Raw genomic sequence first — 16,717 nt, 5'->3', positions numbered from 1 at the left:
CTAGCCCCTCTGCCTGGCAGTGGTGATCGCCCGGCCGTCCGCGCCGAACGCCATCAGGTGGCGCGTATCGATGAAAACGGAGAGATCCGTGTCCGGGTCGACATTGTGGATGCCGTGCGCAAGCATCACCCAGCGGGTGTCGGCAAATTGCAGATGCACGAAACTTTCCGACCCGGTGATCTCCGAAACCTGCGTCCTTGCCGTCATCCGCGCCGAACCAGCCGTCTGGGCAGTTGGTGCAAGATGATGCGGGTGAAACGCTATGGTGGCCGGCCCGTCCGGCACATTCTGAAGATGCGGCGGCACTGCAAAAAGCAAAACGCCATCGCGCAGGAAGTTGCCCTCCGATTTGACCAGATCAATGAAATTCAGCGGCGGATCGGCAAAGGTTTTCGCCGTCGTCAGATCGAGTGGATGACGATAGACCTCGACCGTCGGGCCAAACTGGGTGATCCGGCCCTCACTGAGCGCTGCCGTATTGCCGCCCAGCAACAAGGCTTCGGAGGGTTCCGTCGTGGCATAAACGAAGATTGCGCCGGACTGCGCGAAGATGCGCGGCAATTCCTGCCGCAGTTCCTCACGCAGCTTGTAGTCGAGGTTGGCAAGCGGCTCGTCCATCAAAACGAGGCTCGCATTCTTCACGAGTGCACGGGCAAGCGCCGTGCGCTGCTGCTGGCCGCCCGAGAGGTTGAGCGGCGTGCGATCGAGATAAGGCCCGAGTTTCAGAAGTTCGGCGGCCTTGCGCACCTCCAGATCGATGGTCTTGGCATCCTTGCCGGCAATCCGCAGCGGCGAGGCAATATTCTCGTAGACCGTCAATGCCGGATAATTGATGAACTGCTGGTAGACCATCGCGATGTTGCGCTTCTGGACAGGCATACCCGTCACGTCAGCGCCATCAAAATGGATCGTACCGGTCGTCGGCCGATCAAGGCCGGCCATCAGACGCATCAACGAGGTCTTGCCCGACAAGGTCGGCCCAAGCAGAACGTTTAGCGTTCCTCTTTCAAAAACAAGATCGGTTGGGTGGATATGATAGTCTCCTCCCACCATCTTTGCGGCCTTCCGCAGTTCCAGCATTCCTGTTCCCGTGCCTCCACGCAGCGGGGACCACACGCCGCCTATCCGACCATCGCCGGTATGGCAGCCATGTACTCCTCCAGTGACTGGGCCTGCTCCTTCGAAAGGCGCAGACCATCCTTTGTTCTCCTCCACAGCACGTCTTCGGCGTGCCGGGCCCATTCATATTCGACCAGATAGGTTACCTCGGCCTCGTAGAGATCGCCGCCGAACAGCCGTCCGAGATCGTCGAGGCCGCGGGCTTCGCCGAGCAGCATTTTGGCCCTGGTGCCGTAGCGGCGTACCAGCCGGCGGGCGTGCCGATCGGCGAGGAACGGATAACGCCGTTTCAGATCGGCGACCTCGGCATCGTAACCCCGGACCGGGAAGTCGCCGCCGGGCAGATGGCTTTTGGCCGTCCACGGGGCGCCCTTGACGCCGATCGCAGCGCCGATCTTCTCCAGCGCATGTTCGGAAAGCCGACGATAGGTGGTGAGCTTGCCGCCGAAGACGTTGAGCAGCGGCGCGGCATTTCCTTCGCCCTCCAGCTTCAACACGTAGTCGCGCGTCGCCTCCTGCGCTTTCGAGGCGCCGTCGTCATAAAGTGGCCGGACCGCCGAATAGGTCCAGACGATATCCTCCGGCCTGACCGGCTCCTTGAAATATTCCGACGCAGCATTGCAGAGATAGACCGTCTCCTCCTCCGAAATCCTGACATCCTTGGGATCGGCGGTGTAGTCGCGATCCGTGGTGCCGATCAGGGTGAAGTCGCCCTCATAGGGGATGGCGAAGATGATGCGGTTGTCGGGATTCTGGAAGAAATAGGCGCGCGGATCGTCGAATTTCTTCTTCACGACGATATGGCTGCCCTGGACGAGGCGGACATGGTGGGCTTCGTTCTGGCCGAAAGCAGAACGTATGACATGGTCGACCCAGGGGCCGGCGGCATTGACCAGCATACGAGCTTGATGGCTATCGTTGCGGCTGGTGACCACGTCGGTGGTCTCGATATGCCACAGACCGTTCTCGCGCCTTGCCGACACCACCTTGGTGCGCGGCATGATGGTCGCGCCCTTGTCGGCGGCATCGCGGGCGTTCAGCACCACCATGCGGGCATCGTCGACCCAGCCGTCGGAATATTCAAAGGCCTTGGAAAACAGCGCCTTCAGCGGCTTTCCGGCCGGATCGCGGCGCAAGTCAAGCACCGATGTCGGTGGCAACAGCTTGCGGCCGCCAAGATGGTCGTAAAGGAAGAGACCGAGCCGGATCAGCCAGGCCGGCCGGATGCCGCCCTTGTGGTAGGGCAGCACGAAACGCAGAGGCCAGATGATGTGCGGCGCCATCGCCCAGAGGATCTCGCGCTCCATCAGCGATTCTCGCACCAGGCGGAACTCGTAATGCTCGAGATAACGCAGGCCGCCATGGATCAGCTTGGTGGCGCCCGACGAGGTACCCGAGGCGAAATCGTTCATTTCCGCCAGCGCCACCGAATAGCCGCGCCCGACGGCATCGCGCGCGATGCCGCAGCCGTTGATGCCGCCGCCGATGACGAATATGTCGTAAATCTCCCGGCCCAATATCCCCTCCGAGCCCACTCCCAATTTCGCATCGCACAAAACTTGCGCAATTGCGAAAGCAACATCAGTTAAAACGAAAGAGATCCGAATGTCAAACGAATGTTTGGTGGGGAGATGGCTGTCTAACGAAATCTGCCGTTGGTTTCGATCAGCTTCACATTGTTTTCGAGGCAGAGACTGCGGATCGACGGCACCGGACAGTGATCGGTGATGAAGGTATGAACCTGGGAAAGCTGGCCGATCCTGACGGGTGCGGTGCGTTCAAACTTCGTCGAATCGGCAACGAGAATGACATGTCGGGCATTGGCGATGATTGCCTGAGCGACCTTCACTTCGCGAAAATCATAGTCAAGAAGCGCACCGTCGATGTCGATCGCAGACGCGCCGATCACGGCGTAGTCGACTTTGAACTGGCGGATGAAATCGACGGCCGCCTCGCCGACGATCCCGCCGTCCGAACCGCGCACGACCCCGCCTGCGATTACCACCTCGATTGCCGGGAAAAGGCGCAACCTATTGGCAACGTTTATATTGTTGGTGATCACCATCAGCTCGTGATGGTTGGCGAGCGCCTCGCCCACCGCCTCTGTCGTCGTTCCGATGTTGATGAAGAGCGAGGCGCCGCTCGGGATGAGCTCGACCGTCGCAATGCCGATCGCCTGTTTCTCGGAAGCGGCGATCTGGCGGCGCGCTTCGTATTTGACATTCTCCGTCCCACTCGGGAATGTGGCGCCGCCATGGATGCGCGTCAGCAGCTGCGCATCGCAGAGATCGTTCAGGTCCTTGCGGATCGTCTGGGGCGTCACCGAAAAGCGGGAGGCGAGCTCCTCCACCAGAACCCTGCCGCTCGATTTCGCAATCGCCACGATTTCAATTTGCCGGTCGGTCAAGAACATGAGCGCGCGCCTTTCGATCTGCTTTCGTTTTAGAGAAAGCGAACCGCAGCGCAATGCCTATCTGTTGCCGGGCCGCCTTCCCGGCCCGAATTCGACGCTACCGCTTCCGCATCACGTTGACGACCAGCACGCCGAAGATTGCCATGACGCCGCCGATTGCGCCGAGCATGGTCGGTGTTTCGCTCAGCCAGACGAACCCGATCAGCGTGGCGACCGGCGGAACGCCGTAGAGGAAATTCGAGGCGCGGGCGGCGGTCAACCGCTTCAGGGCAATCGCCCAAGTGAGGTAGCCGATCGCGGTTGGGAAGATGACGAGATAGGCAACCCCCCAGTTCACCTTCGCCGGTGCGGCGGCAAGCGCCTGGATCGTCGCTGGAACGGCCGGAAACAGCGGCACGGAACCGATCAGCAGGATCCAGGCAGTGACGGCAAGCGCCGGCAGCCGCCCGAGCAGCGGCTTCTGCAACACGCTGGCGATCGCTGAGCAAAGCGCTGCGCCAAGGATGAGGACCGCATTTGGATCGAGCTTGAAACCACCGTCGGAGGCGACTGCAATCAGCGCCACGCCGCCGAAGGAAATCGCGGTGCCCGCCCAGCCCCAGCGGCCGAAGCGCTCGCCGAGCGCGAATGTGGCGATGAGGGCGGTGAAGACCGGCATGGTGTTAATGATGAAGCTCGCCGGTCCAGCGGCAACGGTCTGCTCGCCGGTGTTCAGCAGAACCGCATAGGCAGCAATGAAAAGCACGGCGGCAACGGAGAGACGAACGAAATCGCGTTTTTCCGGCATCGGCCGGTAGATAACGAGATAGACGAGCGCGATGACACCGGCTGCCACATAGCGGGCTGTCGCCAGTTCGATCGGCGTCAGCGGTCCGAGGCAGATCCGGATCACCACGAAGGAGGACGCCCAGAAGAGGATGGTGACGAGGATCGCCGCAAAGGCCACCAGATCAAACCCGCCTTGCTGTTTCGTCGAAATCGGTGCGCTTGCCGCCATGCTCATTTTCGCCTCCACATGTTCCTGCAACAGTGGATTAGGCCATCGATGCGTGCTTGAAAAGCATCGCAATCGATGATCAAATGTGCGTATGGTTCACAGCTCGCCAGTGCTTCCGCCGCTCGATACGCTCGAGACCTTTGCCCGTGCCGCCCGGCTCGGATCGTTCTCGGCCGCGGCGGAGGAAAGCGGCATCACCCACGGCGCGGTGTCTCGGCAGGTCTCGCGCCTGGAGCGCTGGATGGGCGTACGGCTGTTTGCGCGCGAAGCTCGGGGCGTGCGCCTGACGCCGGAAGGTATGCGGTTCTTCGCGCGGGCGGAGGAAGCGCTCGCGCTGCTCGGCAATAGCGGCGAGCGCTGGCTGCCTCGTCGCAACAAAGCAGTGGTGCGCCTTTCGGTGACGCCCTCCGTCGCCTCTCTATGGCTGTTTCAGCGCCTGCCGAAGCTCGAAGGAAACGAGCTGCATGTCGAGTTGACGCTCGAACACCGGCTGGCGGATTTCGGCGAAGGCACGGATCTCGCCATTCGCTGCGGCAAGGGGCCGTGGGCCGGCGTGCGTGCCCTGCCGCTCTGGCAGGAGAAATCGTTTCCGATCGCCGCCTCGATGCTGGCGGACCGGCTCGGGCAGCGCTCCGATGCCCTTTCGCTGCTCGAGATGCCGATCCTGCATGATTCGAATATTGAAGGCTGGCGCCGCTGGCTCTCCCGTGAGGGTGTCGACTACACGCCGCGCGGCCACGACCGGCGCTTCGAGGACTACAATCTGGTGATCGATGCCTGTGCGCAGGGGCTCGGCATCGCGCTCGCGCGCCCGCCGCTGTCGGATGCCGCGCTGGCCACCGGGCGCGTCGTAGCCGTCTCGGAGCGGACACTCGATTACCATGTGGCCTTTCACCTGATTAGACCGGACGATGCGCTTAGAAGCCCTGCCATCGAATTCGCCAGCCGCTTTCTGCGCGAGGCTGGCCATGACGAGGCGACGATCGCTACTTTTATCGCACCCGGTCGAGTAAAAGCGTAGGCGGAACGGACGGCCCGCGCTAATCGAACCAGTTGATCTCAGAGCAGACAAACGACGGCATGCCGCTACGCGGGCGAAGGGAAAGAAACCATGGCGCCAGCCACTCGATGGCAAGAGAGTCGGGGCCGCTCAACTGTTTATCGCGAATGCACCGGCTAGATGTCAGACCTCCGAGCAATAGGATTTCTTATGATACGCAGCTCCTCGCCAAGCAATATCCTGAAACACACAGTGCGATCCGATGCAGAAAAAGCGCGCATTTGTGCCGCGAACAATGCAGACCTTTATCAGGCGATGCTCCGTGCCCATGGACTGCCTGATCAGCGGACCAGTGCATTTTGGTCAAGCGATGCGATCGCGCCCCCCTACTATTCCAACATGACGACACTCGACCCGGACGCAACAGAGGAACAGCTGATTGAAATCGGTCGACTGACAGATCGACTAGGACGGCGACCTGGTTTCAAAGACGGGTTTTCCAGGCTGGATCTCGTCAACAAGGGATTCCAGTTGTTGTTTTCCGCATCATGGATTTGGGCTGAACCTCACAGACTTTCAGCGCGTACGCCTCAAGATTGGGCACGCATTCGCGATGCGGCGGCACTGGATCGCTGGGAACATTCCTGGAAAGAGGCTGGTAGCCCGACCGATGCCAACGTCTTCACACCGGCGCTGCTTTCCGATCCCAACATGCATATCTACGGCCGATGGGCCGGCGATGGTTTTGATGCGGGCTGCATCGTAAATCGATCACCCCAAGCTGTAGGGATCTCCAATATCTTTAGCTTGACTGGTTCGCCGCAGGCTTTCCGAGATGTCATTTCGTTGGCCACTATCGCCTTTTCACCCGATGTGCCGCTGGTCGGGTATGACAGTGGCGCAGCATTAAACGAAATGACAAAGCTCGGCTTCAGGTCAGTCGGCAAACTGAGGATTTGGCTATCTGACGACGCTTCCTAAGCGTCCTCTATTTGCTCTCAAATAGCGTAGTTTGATGTGAAACCAATGCTACGCCCTCTATAGTGCTCGGGCGGCGTGCCGTAGCCATCCCCGATCTTCCGACAATGCCCAACCAAGACCTCGTCCTCGTCGGGCGTTCCTATTCGAATATCCATGATGTCGTGATCCGGCTTGGGCGTGCGAGCGCGCGAAATCGCTCCTCAGAAGAGATAGCGCCCCTTGCCGCTATGCGGCGGGAGGCGCCAAACAGGCATATTAATTCGCTGCCGTCAGCGTCATCGAGGCACTGCCGGCCGCAACGTTGAGGCCGAGCTGACCGGTCAGGCTGACCGTCTGCAGATGGATCGAACCGGAGGTGCCGCCAACCAGGAGATTGGCGCCGACACCGGCGCCGAGCGTCGCCTCGGCGGTAGCGCCGACATAGAGGCCGGCGAGCGATCCGCGGTGATAGCCGGCCGTCGGCGCGAACACGGCCCAGATCAGGCGGCTGCGCGTGGTGAAGCCAATGTCGATGCCGAGCTTTCTCACTTCGCCGGTATAACGATCCGAAAGTTCGTTGCCGACGGTCGACTGGAAGATGCAATCAGCTTCCTTGGATGAACCAAGCACATAACCCGTGCCGCCACCAATATCGCAGGTGAGGTAGCCGATTTTCACGCCATTGCGCAGGTCCGGCTCTTCATATGTCCTCGTGACGAGGTCAGCGGCATTGACCGCCCCTGCGCCGACAAGCGTCAACGATACCGCGGCAAACGCCGTCGCAACAATTTTCTTCATAAGTCTCTCCTTCTCAAATCGTGACGGGAGCATACCCGGCTACTCGCCACCAGATTCGGCAACAGATAACGGACGGAACCGCAAAACGATCCCGAACCGGCATCATTTACGCATCGCATGTCGAAGCGCGTGGGAGGGCGCAAGCGACAAACACGCATACGGTTCAGCCCCCTTTGGGACATTTCGAAGGCATCTTTTCGCGTCATCCGGTTATTTAACGATGTTATCAGCGATGGTTGCCGGAAAGGCACGATCCCGAGCGCTGTCAACTCTCAACGAGCGGTACTATGCACATCGCAGGCACCCCTATTTGCGTAGACGATCGATGATCGCGTAGGTTGCCATGCCATATAGATATCTGTACTATTTGAAGATACTCTCCATGCGGCACTTTAACTGGAGAGGAAACGGCATGATGTCTTGGCATTGCCGCAGAATTTCCGCTTGCTTTCCGGAATTATGCTTCTGTTCGAACAGAAACCAAAGTTTGAATTTGAGAAATATAATCAGGCGATATTTTCGCGGGGGGCGGACAATCGTACGCCCGCCGATCTCTATTGGAGATGGCGGGCAATCTATCGGGAGGGAAAGATGCGCATAAGCAGGACAAACATCATACTGGCGGGATGCCTTGCCATCTCCGCCTGCCAGTCCGGCCCGACGTCACAGGCCGTCTCGGATCGCAATTCCGAATTCGGCTGCATTGCGGGAACCGTCGGCGGCGCGATTGTCGGCGGCTTGATCGGCAGCACGATCGGCGCCGGAACCGGGCAAGTGCTTGCTATCGGCGCCGGCATCGGCGGCGGCGGTTACGTCGGCAACCGTCTGGCTTGCCGCTAATTGGGGAGGGATAACAAGCGATGAAGACCTTTGCTTTGGTGACCACATTCATACTGGGCCAATGCGTTGGGGCAGTGGCGCAACAACAGCAACAGCCTGGATCGATGTATCAGGGCCAGATGGATCGGCTTGACACGAATACCAGCAAGACCGTCGACCGATCGGAATACGAGACCTTCATGGGCACGGCTTTCGGAAGTCTCGACAAAAACAAGGACGGCAGCCTGCAGTCCGATGAGACGGTGCAGATTCTGACGGTCGCGCAATTCACTTTGACTGACGCGAACCACGACGGCCGCATCAGCCGCAGCGAATTCATGCAGCGGGTGATGGCGGATTTCGCGACAGCCGACCACGACCGGGACGGAAACCTTCAGTGACGGAGGCGTCAAACCGGATGTGGCAATGAAGAAAAACCCGGCAATGTTCGCCGGGTTTTATGCTCGATTTGTTCGCACTAGGTTCTTCTCATCAGTTGCATAACGAGCGAGACGACGAACAGCACCAGGAAAATGAAGAACAGAACCTGGGCAATGGAAGCTGAAGCCCCTGCGATGCCGCCAAATCCGAGGACGCCGGCAATCAAGGCCACGACGAGAAACACGAGAGCGTAATAAAGCATCGCAATCTCCTTGTACGTTGCTGCGGTGATAACGAAGGCAGCCCCATTTGGTTCCCGTCCGTCTGATGGCCGGGACATGCAGCGTCGCATCAGCTCCATTCAGCCGACGTGAAAGACGCCGCTGTACATCCGGTCGCCTTCATTCGGCTCGGGAGGTTCGGCTGCGTCGAGATAGGCCTTGAGCGGCCCGGTCAGGACGAACCAGATGCTGGCTCCCAGCATGAAATAGGCTCCCACCGGATCGTCGATGCGGGCGATGAACGGAAGGCAGGCGGATGCGAAGAGGACGATGATCCGCACCGACCACTCCGCCTCACGTTTAGCGATGGCGCGCGCTCTCAGCGACTTGTATTCCCGGGCGCCGTATCCGCCTTGCCCTGCCTTCACAGCCGAAAGCAGCTTTCGAGCGGAGGGCAGCGCCAGCATGACCAGCGCGGCAACACTGAGCGTGAAAGTCTCGCCGGCCATGACCTGCCCGCTCGCGATCAGGAGAAAGGAGAGCACAACGAGATTCCACGTCGGCTCCAGCAGCTCCGGCGGTTGCCGCGTGCGGATATGCCAACTCCGCAGCAAACCCGCCGCGCCGTGCAGTAGCGGCTGATCGATGTAGCGATTGATCCAGTCCATGCCGATGCGCCCGTCCCCGATTGCATGAAGAGGCCTCCGAACACCACGGAATTTGGTCATCATCGTGGCAACAGCCGCCGAATCCGTTCTTTGCGTGGAAGAAGCCGCCTGCCTGTACGGCCGATGACGGCAAAATACGAAGGTGGCATCAGAGTACTGCAACAGCCGTCTAAAGTGCGTCGCTTTAAATCTTTATTTTTGCGCATATCGTTATCGCAAACCGCTGCACACTTTTGCGCGACATGCTTTGGCGCAATTCCGCGCGACCTCCCAGACATGGCCCGACGGATCGGCAAAAGCCGCGGTGCGGCGGCCCCATGGGCGATCGGTCGGGCCGTTGAGCAGCGTGACCCCGAGTTTGCGCAGTTCTGCAAAAACCGCATCGACGTCATCGACCTTGATCGTCAGCAGCACGCGTGCGCCCGAACCGAGCGCTGACACTGCGACCGGCTCGACCAGTTGATGCGCCTGCGCTGCATCGAGTTGCTTCGAGCGGCCAACCGATATCGCTGGCCGGCTCTCCGCTTGTCGTTCCGACGCTGACGGTTTCGACATGCCGCGCAAAGAAAATCGTCAGCTTCGCAGGCCGGGCGCCTCGTGGCCGGTGCGCGCCACATATTCGGTATAGCCGCCGCCATATTGATGGATGCCCTCGGGCGTCAGCTCCAGTACCCGGTTGGAGAGTGCGGCCAGGAAATGCCGATCGTGCGAGACGAACAGCATCGTGCCCTCATATTGCGACAGCGCCTTGATCAGCATTTCCTTGGTGTCGAGGTCGAGATGGTTCGTCGGCTCGTCGAGCACGAGCAGGTTCGGCGGGTCGAACAGCATGATCGCCATGACCAGCCGCGCCTTCTCGCCGCCGGATAGGACCCGGCACCGCTTCTCGACATCGTCGCCGGAGAACCCGAAACAGCCGGCCAGCGCGCGCAAGGGCCCCTGCCCGGCCTGGGGAAATTGGTCTTCCAGCATCTGGAACACCGTGCGTTCGCCATCCAATATGTCCATGGCGTGCTGGGCGAAATAACCCATCTTGACGCTGGCGCCCAGCGCAACGCTGCCCTGATCAGGCGCGGTGGAGCCGGTCACCAGCTTCAGCAGCGTCGACTTGCCGGCGCCGTTGATGCCCATGATGCACCAGCGTTCCCGACGGCGCACGACGAAATCCAAACCCTCATAGATGCTGCGGCTGCCGTATTTCTTATGGACATTCTTCAGGTTGACCACGTCCTCGCCGGAGCGCGGCGCCGGCTGGAACTCGAAGGAAACGATTTGACGGCGCTTGGGCGGCTCCACCCGATCGATCTTCTCGAGTTTCTTCACGCGGCTCTGCACCTGGGAGGCATGCGAGGCGCGTGCCTTGAAGCGCTCGATGAACTTGATCTCCTTGGCGAGCATCGCCTGCTGGCGTTCGAACTGGGCCTGCTGCTGCTTCTCGTTCTGCGCCCGCTGCTGCTCGTAGAATTCATAGTCGCCGGAATAGGCCGTCAGCGTGCCGCCGTCGATCTCGATGATCTTGGTGACGATACGGTTCATGAACTCGCGGTCGTGGGAGGTCATCAGCAGCGCGCCTTCATAGCCTTTCAGGAATTCTTCCAGCCAGATCAGGCTTTCCAGATCCAGATGGTTGCTCGGCTCGTCGAGCAGCATGACGTCGGGACGCATCAGCAGAATGCGGGCGAGCGCCACGCGCATCTTCCAGCCGCCCGACAGCGCACCGACATCGCCATCCATCATCTCCTGGCTGAAGTTTAGGCCGGCGAGCACTTCGCGGGCGCGTCCCTCGAGCGCATAACCATCCAGCTCCTCGTAGCGCGCCTGCACCTCGCCGTAGCGATCGATGATCTCTTCCATGTTGTCGGCCTGCTCGGGATCGGCCATGGCCGCCTCGAGCTCACGCAATTCCCCAGCAACGATGCTGACAGGACCTGCGCCATTCATCACCTCGGCAACGGCGCTGTGGCCTGCCATCTCACCGACATCCTGGTTGAAATAGCCGATGGTGACGCCCTTCTCGCAGGAGACCTGCCCCTCGTCGGGCTGCTCCTCGCCGTTGATCATCCGGAAGACGGTCGTCTTGCCGGCGCCGTTCGGGCCGACGAGACCGATCTTCTCGCCTCTGTTGAGCGCTGCGGACGCCTCGATGAAGAGGATGCGATGGCTGAGCTGCTTGCTGATATTTTCGATACGGATCATGGTTTGCGCGGGAGCCTGGAAAGAGATTTTGGCGCCCTTATGCCACGCGCCGACACGGCAGGATAGGCCTGTTTCCACCCTCTCGATGTCAGGAGCATGATACTGAAACTGTGAGCGGTTTTCGGACGACATCATGCTCACCTTCTTTAATTTTGGGCAGGATTGGCTAATATTGTGGCTCGCGCCAACGGAGACCTGTGCCAATGAGCGTTCGTCTGCCGCAATCCTTCAGACAATCCGAGCAGGATAGAAACGGCTTCAACGTCCTCGAATACGAGTTGATGTCGGCGCGCGCGGATTCGCTCGGACGGCACGGGCTAAAGGTGGAGGCAGCCCTTGCCGCCCTGAAGGCCTGGGCTGCTGACCGCCAGAGCGCCGAAGACCGCGAGAGGCTTCTCAACGAAGCCTCCGATGCCGTCTGGGCGTTCTTCATCCAGCGTGAGATTTGCGGCTTGCGGAACAACCGCGACGCCATCCAGCGCTACGGCATCCCGAACGAAGTGATCGCGAGATTGGGCGCGATCAGGAAATGACGAGGGCAGCGGCTGGTGTGGCTGCCGTACCGCCCCTCTACTGGGTGGAAATCCTCCGTTCGGAACGGTATGGCTTGGTGCCGCACCAATGCGAAAGGAAACGCGATGCCAATCTCCATCAGGATCGGGAATCAGGATCTCACCATCGATGTCTCCTCTCTCGGCGCCGAGATGCAGGCGCTGACATCAAGCGACGGACGCTCGTGGTTATGGACCGGCGATGCAGCCTTCTGGACCGGGCGGTCACCTATCTTGTTTCCGATCGTCGGCAAGGCGCCTGATGACATGATCGCGATTGACGGCGCGGTCTATCCAATGGCCCAGCATGGCTTTGCCCGCCGCAGCGAATTCGCCCTTGCGGCCTCCACTGAGACGATGTGCCGGTTCGAACTGGCAGCCTCGGAGGCGACGCGGGCGGTCTATCCGTTCGAATTTCAGCTGGCCGTGGTGCATGCGGTCGAGGGCCGCGCGTTGACTGTCACGGCGGAGGTCACCAATCGCGACCCTAAGCCGATGCCCTTCGGCCTCGGCTTCCATTCCGCCTTCGCCTGGCCATTGCCCGATGCTGCCGGCCGCGACCATATCGTCGTGCTCGACAATAAAGGCGAGCCGGCGCTGGTGCGGCTGGGAGGCGGTCTCATCAATCCCGCGCCCCTGCCCTCGCCGTTCGATACCGGCCGGCTGGTGCTCGATCATTCGATGTTCGAGCAGGACGCGATGATTTTCCCTGATGGTGCGGGCGAAGGCCTGACTTATGGCGCCGAAGGCGGGCCGGCCATGCACTTCCATTTCGATAACCTGCCCAATCTTGCGCTATGGACCAAGCCGGGGGCGCCCTTCCTCTGCGTCGAGCCCTGGCATGGAACGGCTGCGGAAGCGGGGGCTTCGAGCGAGCTATCGAAGAGACCGTCGACCACGATCCTGGCACCGGGTGCTGTGGCCCGCTTTGCCTTTACGGTCGAAATTCCGCGATAGAGAGCGCTCGGCGGCAAGCCGGGCGAGCGCGCTGATATCTCAGTGGGCGCCGGCGCCACCGCCGGCCCGCGGTTTTTGGGTGAGCAGCAGGGCGACGGCTGCAACGGCAAGAACCACTCCGATGACGGCGAACGTATCGGCAAAGCCGAGGATGAGGGCCTGGCGTTTGACGAGTTGACCAAGCGCCACGACGGCTTTCTGGGCTGCGACGGCATGATCGGAAACGCCATGCTGCAGGAAGTAGCCTGTCAATTGGTCGAGACGAGTGCGAACTTCGTCACGACCGAGCGTCACCGACTGGCCAATGATGTTCGAGTGGAACTGCTCACGTTTAGTCAGCACCGTGCCGAGCGTTGCCGTGCCGACGGCGCCGCCGAGATTGCGCAGCATGTTGGTCAGGCCCGAGGCGGCGGCCGCATCCGAAGGGGCGATGCCGGCGGTGGTGATGGCGGTGATCGGCGTCAGCACCAGGGCCTGGCCGATGGCGCGGACAATGTTCGGAATCCAGAACTGGTCGCCCGCCGTATCGGCCGACAACGTGATGTTCATGAAGCAGCTGATCGCAAAGATCGAGATGCCGAGGAAGCCGATGTAACGCACATCGAAGCGCTTCATCATCATCGGGACGAGCGGGATCAAAAGAAGCTGCGGCAGGCCGGTCCAGGCCAGCACGTTGCCGATCTGCTCGGCATTGTAGCGCTGCACCTGGCCAAGATATTGCGGCAGTATATAGACGGTACCGAAGAGGGCGACGCCGACCAGCACGTTGACGGCAACGCCGATGCCGAAGTTGCGCTGCTTCAACAGGCGCAGCTTGACCAGCGGCTTTTCCACCGTCAGCTCGATCCAGATGAAGGCGACGAGGAAGACCAAGGCGAGGACACTGAGCTTGACGATGAAGGGCGAGGAGAACCAGTCCTCCTTGTTGCCTTCTTCGAGCACGGTCTGAAGCGCCGAGAGGCCGATCGCCATGCTGATGATCCCCGCCCAGTCACCTTCCCTCAGCAGGCCGAGCTGCATCGGCTGCTTGTCGAGCGTCAGGGCAAGGGCGACCGCCATGATGGCGCTCGGGATGGCGTTGATGAAGAATATCGTCTGCCAGCCGTAATTTTCGGTGAGATAACCGCCGATGGTCGGGCCGATCGCCGGTGCGAACGTGACCGAGAGCGCGAAGGCCGCAAGGCCGAGCGGCTGCTGGTGTTTCGGCAGTTTGGTCAGCACCATGGTGAAGGCCATGGGGATCAGTACGCCGCCGGCAAAACCCTGCAGGCCGCGCAGCACGATCATCGTGCCGAGATCATGGGCGAAGGCACAGCCAATCGAAAACAGCGGGAAGAGGACTGAGTTGACGAGGATATAGCGGCGGAACGAGAAGACGCTGCTGAAATAGGCCGTCAGCGGAATGACGACGATCTCGCCGATCAGGTAGGAGGTCGAGATCCAGGCGCCGTTGTCGACGCCCGTTCCGATGCCGCCCTCGATGTCGAGCAGCGAGGCATTGGTGATCTGGATGTTGAGGATCGCCATGAAGGCGCCGATCATCCCGGCGAGAACGGCGATCCATTCCCTGGTGCTGGCGCCGGTTTTCGGCTGCGGGAAAGCGATGGTTGTTGCTGCGATGGTGGACATGGCACGAACTCCTCGTCTCCCGGCCTAGCTGCGGTCGTCCTTGGTGTCGATGCTCGGCTGGACCGACATGCCGGGGCGCAGGTCGCCATTGGCGGCATAATCGCCGTCGAGCACGATCCTGACCGGAATGCGCTGGACGACCTTGGTGAAGTTGCCGGTGGCGTTATCCGGCGGCAGCAGGGCGAATTCCTGGCCGCTTGCCGGAGCGAGGCTGTCGACATGGCCGTGATAGGTGCGGCCCGGGAACATATCGACCTCGATATCGACAGGCTGGCCGGGCTTGACGTCAGTGAGCTGGGTTTCCTTGTAGTTGGCGATGACATAGGCAGCCGTCGTCGGCACGACCGACATCAGCTGGGTGCCGGCCTGGACATATTGGCCGACGCGCAGCGTCCGGTTGCCGACGGTGCCGTCGACGGGCGCTGATATCGTCGCATAAGAGAGGTTGAGTTCGGCTTGGTGCTGGACGGCCTCGCTGCGCGCAAGGGCCGCCTTTGCCTGGGCCAGCTCGGCGTTGAGAAGATCGACCTGCTTGACGGCGGCGTCGAGTGAGGCGGTGTCGCGGACAATGGTGGCCTGGGCGGCAGCGATCTGCGAGGCGGCCTGCTGCGCCGTCTGGACCGGGGCATAGCCGCTGGTGGCAAGGTTCGAATAACGCTTGTTGTTCTGCTCGGCAAAGGTCTCGTTGGCGCGGTCGACCTCGACGGTCGCGCGGGCGGCGGCGATCGTCGATTGCTGGATATCGAGCGAAGCCTGCTTGGCGTTGAAGGTGGCCTCGGCTGCGGCGACGTCGGCCTTGGCCTGATCGAGGGCTGCTCTGAAATCGCGGTCGTCGATGCGGGCGAGCGGCTGGCCGGCCTTGACGGTCTCGTTGTCCATGACGAGGACCTCGGCGAGATAGCCTGTTACCTTCGGGGCGATGGTGCTGCTGTCGGCCTTTACATAGGCGTCGTCGGTCGAGATATGGAAGCGGCCGACCGTCCAGTAATCGTGGCCGTAATAGGCGCCGGCGGCGATCAGCACGAGAGCGGTGGCACCGAAAAGCAGGGAGCGGCCGCCGCGCTTGCGGGCAGGCTTTTCCTCTGCAACGGGGATGGCGACTTCGGCGATGCGCGGCGGCTGGCCGGCGTCCAGGTTTGCCGGGGCGGCTTCGGCAGTGTTTTCGACGGCAGCATTGTTGTTCAAGGCACGCAGCGTCTTGATGGTCATTGTCTTTCTCCTGATGACGGTCGCCGTCACTTGGGCTGCGGCCTTTGAATCGAGCGAAATGCATTTTAGGAAACTTGATATTTTCCAAAATATGTATTAGAAAATAGATGTCAACGAGAATTTGGAAAATCGCTATGGTCCAAAATCACGAAATCGAGAAGAAGCCGCGAGGACGCCCGCAAGTCCGCTGCGACGAGGATACGAGAAGCGTGATCATCGAGGCGGCGAACAGGCAGTTCCACCAGAACGGCTATGCTGCGGCTAGCATCGCTGCGATCGCGCAGGAGGCCGGGATTTCGACCAAGACGCTCTACCGCCTGTTTCCGACGAAAGCAGATCTCTTTTCGGAGATGATCACGGAGCGCACAGAGCGTTTTTTGTTGGCACTTGACCCCGGCACACTCGCCGTGGCCGATCTCAGGCAGGGGTTGGAACGCATGCTGATGGCCTATGGCATGCTGACGCTGTCGGTCGATACGATCACCGTGACCCGGCTTGTCATCAGCGAATCTGATCGATTCCCCGAGATCGCCAACGCTTTCTATGAAAAGGCGGTCGTCAGAACCAATACGCTGATGGAGAACTGGCTTCACAAGCAGATCGATCGCGGACTGATTGCGCTTGATGATCCGCATGCGGCCTGCGGCATGCTGCGCGGCATGATGATCATGGAGCCGCAGCGTGCCGCGATGCTGCGCCAGGAGCCTCCGCCGAAGATCGAGACGATTGCGGCTCGGGCGAAGATGTGCGCCGATCTTTTCTTGAAAGGTTGCGCGCTCTGAAGCGCCGCTCGGGTTTC

Annotated in this window: 18 protein-coding genes and 1 pseudogene; 7 read left to right on the top strand and 12 right to left on the bottom strand. The window is 60.8% G+C overall.

The features are described from left to right. The 4 genes from ACIPSK_RS16465 to ACIPSK_RS16450 form a co-directional block, all read right to left on the bottom strand. Entirely contained in the window at positions 1-1,080 is a 1,080-nt protein-coding gene (locus ACIPSK_RS16465; protein WP_017969347.1) for an ABC transporter ATP-binding protein, read from the bottom strand. Between the two features lie 41 nt (positions 1,081-1,121). Further along, a complete protein-coding gene (gene glpD, locus ACIPSK_RS16460) occupies positions 1,122-2,636 on the bottom strand; it encodes a glycerol-3-phosphate dehydrogenase (RefSeq protein WP_017969346.1) in 1,515 nt (504 codons plus the stop codon). A gap of 122 nt (positions 2,637-2,758) precedes the next feature. Beyond that, positions 2,759-3,532 (bottom strand): DeoR/GlpR family DNA-binding transcription regulator, encoded by a 774-nt coding sequence (locus tag ACIPSK_RS16455; RefSeq protein WP_017969345.1) that lies wholly within the window; start codon positions 3,530-3,532, stop codon positions 2,759-2,761. A gap of 97 nt (positions 3,533-3,629) precedes the next feature. Next, positions 3,630-4,547: a DMT family transporter gene (locus ACIPSK_RS16450; protein WP_170280650.1), complete on the bottom strand. Its 918-nt coding sequence runs from the start codon at positions 4,545-4,547 to the stop codon at positions 3,630-3,632. 73 nt (positions 4,548-4,620) lie between these two features. Here ACIPSK_RS16450 and ACIPSK_RS16445 point away from each other — a divergent pair, with 73 nt between their 5' ends. Together ACIPSK_RS16445 and ACIPSK_RS16440 are read left to right on the top strand one after the other, a co-directional pair. After that, entirely contained in the window at positions 4,621-5,550 is a 930-nt protein-coding gene (locus ACIPSK_RS16445) for a LysR family transcriptional regulator (protein ID WP_162116624.1), read from the top strand. Between the two features lie 189 nt (positions 5,551-5,739). Continuing rightward, a complete protein-coding gene (locus ACIPSK_RS16440) occupies positions 5,740-6,510 on the top strand; it encodes a hypothetical protein (RefSeq protein ID WP_162116623.1) in 771 nt (256 codons plus the stop codon). Positions 6,511-6,566: 56 nt separating this feature from the next. Here ACIPSK_RS16440 and ACIPSK_RS16435 read toward each other — a convergent pair. Both ACIPSK_RS16435 and ACIPSK_RS16430 read right to left on the bottom strand, forming a co-directional pair. Next, positions 6,567-6,665, bottom strand: a pseudogene (locus ACIPSK_RS16435) (GNAT family N-acetyltransferase); the annotation flags it as partial. Between the two features lie 100 nt (positions 6,666-6,765). Further along, positions 6,766-7,287, bottom strand: coding sequence for a DUF992 domain-containing protein (locus ACIPSK_RS16430; RefSeq protein ID WP_017969341.1), 522 nt, complete (start codon positions 7,285-7,287; stop codon positions 6,766-6,768). Positions 7,288-7,878: 591 nt separating this feature from the next. Between ACIPSK_RS16430 and ACIPSK_RS16425 the strand changes: the two genes are divergently transcribed. Further along, a complete protein-coding gene (locus ACIPSK_RS16425; protein ID WP_162116622.1) occupies positions 7,879-8,127 on the top strand; it encodes a hypothetical protein in 249 nt (82 codons plus the stop codon). 20 nt (positions 8,128-8,147) lie between these two features. After that, a complete protein-coding gene (locus ACIPSK_RS16420) occupies positions 8,148-8,507 on the top strand; it encodes an EF-hand domain-containing protein (protein WP_162116621.1) in 360 nt (119 codons plus the stop codon). A gap of 77 nt (positions 8,508-8,584) precedes the next feature. On the opposite strand, the gene ACIPSK_RS16415 is transcribed toward ACIPSK_RS16420, so the two are convergent. The 4 genes from ACIPSK_RS16415 to ACIPSK_RS16400 all read right to left on the bottom strand — a co-directional run bounded on the left by ACIPSK_RS16415 (position 8,585) and on the right by ACIPSK_RS16400 (position 11,572). Then, positions 8,585-8,749 carry a DUF1328 domain-containing protein gene (locus ACIPSK_RS16415; RefSeq protein WP_162116620.1) on the bottom strand — a complete coding sequence of 55 codons (165 nt, stop codon included), beginning with the start codon at positions 8,747-8,749 and terminating at the stop codon, positions 8,585-8,587. Between the two features lie 99 nt (positions 8,750-8,848). Next, positions 8,849-9,439 (bottom strand): hypothetical protein, encoded by a 591-nt coding sequence (locus ACIPSK_RS16410; protein WP_162116619.1) that lies wholly within the window; start codon positions 9,437-9,439, stop codon positions 8,849-8,851. A gap of 147 nt (positions 9,440-9,586) precedes the next feature. Beyond that, positions 9,587-9,931 carry a VOC family protein gene (locus ACIPSK_RS16405; RefSeq protein ID WP_246709712.1) on the bottom strand — a complete coding sequence of 115 codons (345 nt, stop codon included), beginning with the start codon at positions 9,929-9,931 and terminating at the stop codon, positions 9,587-9,589. An 18-nt stretch (positions 9,932-9,949) separates the two neighbouring features. Beyond that, on the bottom strand, positions 9,950-11,572 hold the full coding sequence (locus tag ACIPSK_RS16400; RefSeq protein ID WP_162116618.1) for an ABC-F family ATP-binding cassette domain-containing protein: 1,623 nt from the start codon (positions 11,570-11,572) through the stop codon (positions 9,950-9,952). Positions 11,573-11,775: 203 nt separating this feature from the next. Here ACIPSK_RS16400 and ACIPSK_RS16395 point away from each other — a divergent pair, with 203 nt between their 5' ends. Together ACIPSK_RS16395 and ACIPSK_RS16390 are read left to right on the top strand one after the other, a co-directional pair. Next, positions 11,776-12,105: a DUF6665 family protein gene (locus ACIPSK_RS16395; protein ID WP_162116617.1), complete on the top strand. Its 330-nt coding sequence runs from the start codon at positions 11,776-11,778 to the stop codon at positions 12,103-12,105. Between the two features lie 105 nt (positions 12,106-12,210). Next, positions 12,211-13,080, top strand: coding sequence for an aldose 1-epimerase family protein (locus tag ACIPSK_RS16390; RefSeq protein WP_162116616.1), 870 nt, complete (start codon positions 12,211-12,213; stop codon positions 13,078-13,080). A 39-nt stretch (positions 13,081-13,119) separates the two neighbouring features. Here ACIPSK_RS16390 and ACIPSK_RS16385 read toward each other — a convergent pair whose 3' ends face one another. Together ACIPSK_RS16385 and ACIPSK_RS16380 are read right to left on the bottom strand one after the other, a co-directional pair. Continuing rightward, complete coding sequence (locus tag ACIPSK_RS16385; protein ID WP_162116615.1) at positions 13,120-14,709, bottom strand: DHA2 family efflux MFS transporter permease subunit; 1,590 nt, start codon at positions 14,707-14,709, stop codon at positions 13,120-13,122. Between the two features lie 24 nt (positions 14,710-14,733). Further along, on the bottom strand, positions 14,734-15,918 hold the full coding sequence (locus ACIPSK_RS16380; RefSeq protein ID WP_162116614.1) for an HlyD family secretion protein: 1,185 nt from the start codon (positions 15,916-15,918) through the stop codon (positions 14,734-14,736). A gap of 134 nt (positions 15,919-16,052) precedes the next feature. On the opposite strand from ACIPSK_RS16380, the gene ACIPSK_RS16375 reads away from it, so the two are divergent. Further along, the gene (locus ACIPSK_RS16375) at positions 16,053-16,700 is read left to right on the top strand and encodes a TetR/AcrR family transcriptional regulator (protein WP_162116613.1); all 648 of its coding nucleotides are present in this window, start codon (positions 16,053-16,055) and stop codon (positions 16,698-16,700) included. The last annotated feature ends 17 nt before the right edge of the window (positions 16,701-16,717 follow it).

It is taken from the genome of Rhizobium sp. LARHSG275 (genome assembly GCF_052871115.1).
The sequence above is the reverse complement of the archived record's forward strand: the minus strand, read 5'-3'. Positions and strand labels throughout refer to the sequence as shown.

Excerpts from the sequence above, each read along its gene's own strand:
- ACIPSK_RS16410 (WP_162116619.1), bottom strand. The coding sequence starts at position 9,439 with ATGATGACCAAATTCCGTGGTGTTCGGAGGCCTCTTCATGCAATCGGG.
- ACIPSK_RS16425 (WP_162116622.1), top strand. The coding sequence starts at position 7,879 with ATGCGCATAAGCAGGACAAACATCATACTGGCGGGATGCCTTGCCATC.
- ACIPSK_RS16440 (WP_162116623.1), top strand. The coding sequence starts at position 5,740 with ATGATACGCAGCTCCTCGCCAAGCAATATCCTGAAACACACAGTGCGA.
- ACIPSK_RS16390 (WP_162116616.1), top strand. The coding sequence starts at position 12,211 with ATGCCAATCTCCATCAGGATCGGGAATCAGGATCTCACCATCGATGTC.
- ACIPSK_RS16465 (WP_017969347.1), bottom strand. The coding sequence starts at position 1,080 with ATGCTGGAACTGCGGAAGGCCGCAAAGATGGTGGGAGGAGACTATCAT.
- ACIPSK_RS16420 (WP_162116621.1), top strand. The coding sequence starts at position 8,148 with ATGAAGACCTTTGCTTTGGTGACCACATTCATACTGGGCCAATGCGTT.
- ACIPSK_RS16430 (WP_017969341.1), bottom strand. The coding sequence starts at position 7,287 with ATGAAGAAAATTGTTGCGACGGCGTTTGCCGCGGTATCGTTGACGCTT.
- ACIPSK_RS16400 (WP_162116618.1), bottom strand. The coding sequence starts at position 11,572 with ATGATCCGTATCGAAAATATCAGCAAGCAGCTCAGCCATCGCATCCTC.
- ACIPSK_RS16405 (WP_246709712.1), bottom strand. The coding sequence starts at position 9,931 with ATGTCGAAACCGTCAGCGTCGGAACGACAAGCGGAGAGCCGGCCAGCG.
- ACIPSK_RS16385 (WP_162116615.1), bottom strand. The coding sequence starts at position 14,709 with ATGTCCACCATCGCAGCAACAACCATCGCTTTCCCGCAGCCGAAAACC.
- ACIPSK_RS16375 (WP_162116613.1), top strand. The coding sequence starts at position 16,053 with ATGGTCCAAAATCACGAAATCGAGAAGAAGCCGCGAGGACGCCCGCAA.
- ACIPSK_RS16380 (WP_162116614.1), bottom strand. The coding sequence starts at position 15,918 with ATGACCATCAAGACGCTGCGTGCCTTGAACAACAATGCTGCCGTCGAA.
- ACIPSK_RS16455 (WP_017969345.1), bottom strand. The coding sequence starts at position 3,532 with ATGTTCTTGACCGACCGGCAAATTGAAATCGTGGCGATTGCGAAATCG.
- ACIPSK_RS16445 (WP_162116624.1), top strand. The coding sequence starts at position 4,621 with ATGGTTCACAGCTCGCCAGTGCTTCCGCCGCTCGATACGCTCGAGACC.
- ACIPSK_RS16395 (WP_162116617.1), top strand. The coding sequence starts at position 11,776 with ATGAGCGTTCGTCTGCCGCAATCCTTCAGACAATCCGAGCAGGATAGA.
- ACIPSK_RS16415 (WP_162116620.1), bottom strand. The coding sequence starts at position 8,749 with ATGCTTTATTACGCTCTCGTGTTTCTCGTCGTGGCCTTGATTGCCGGC.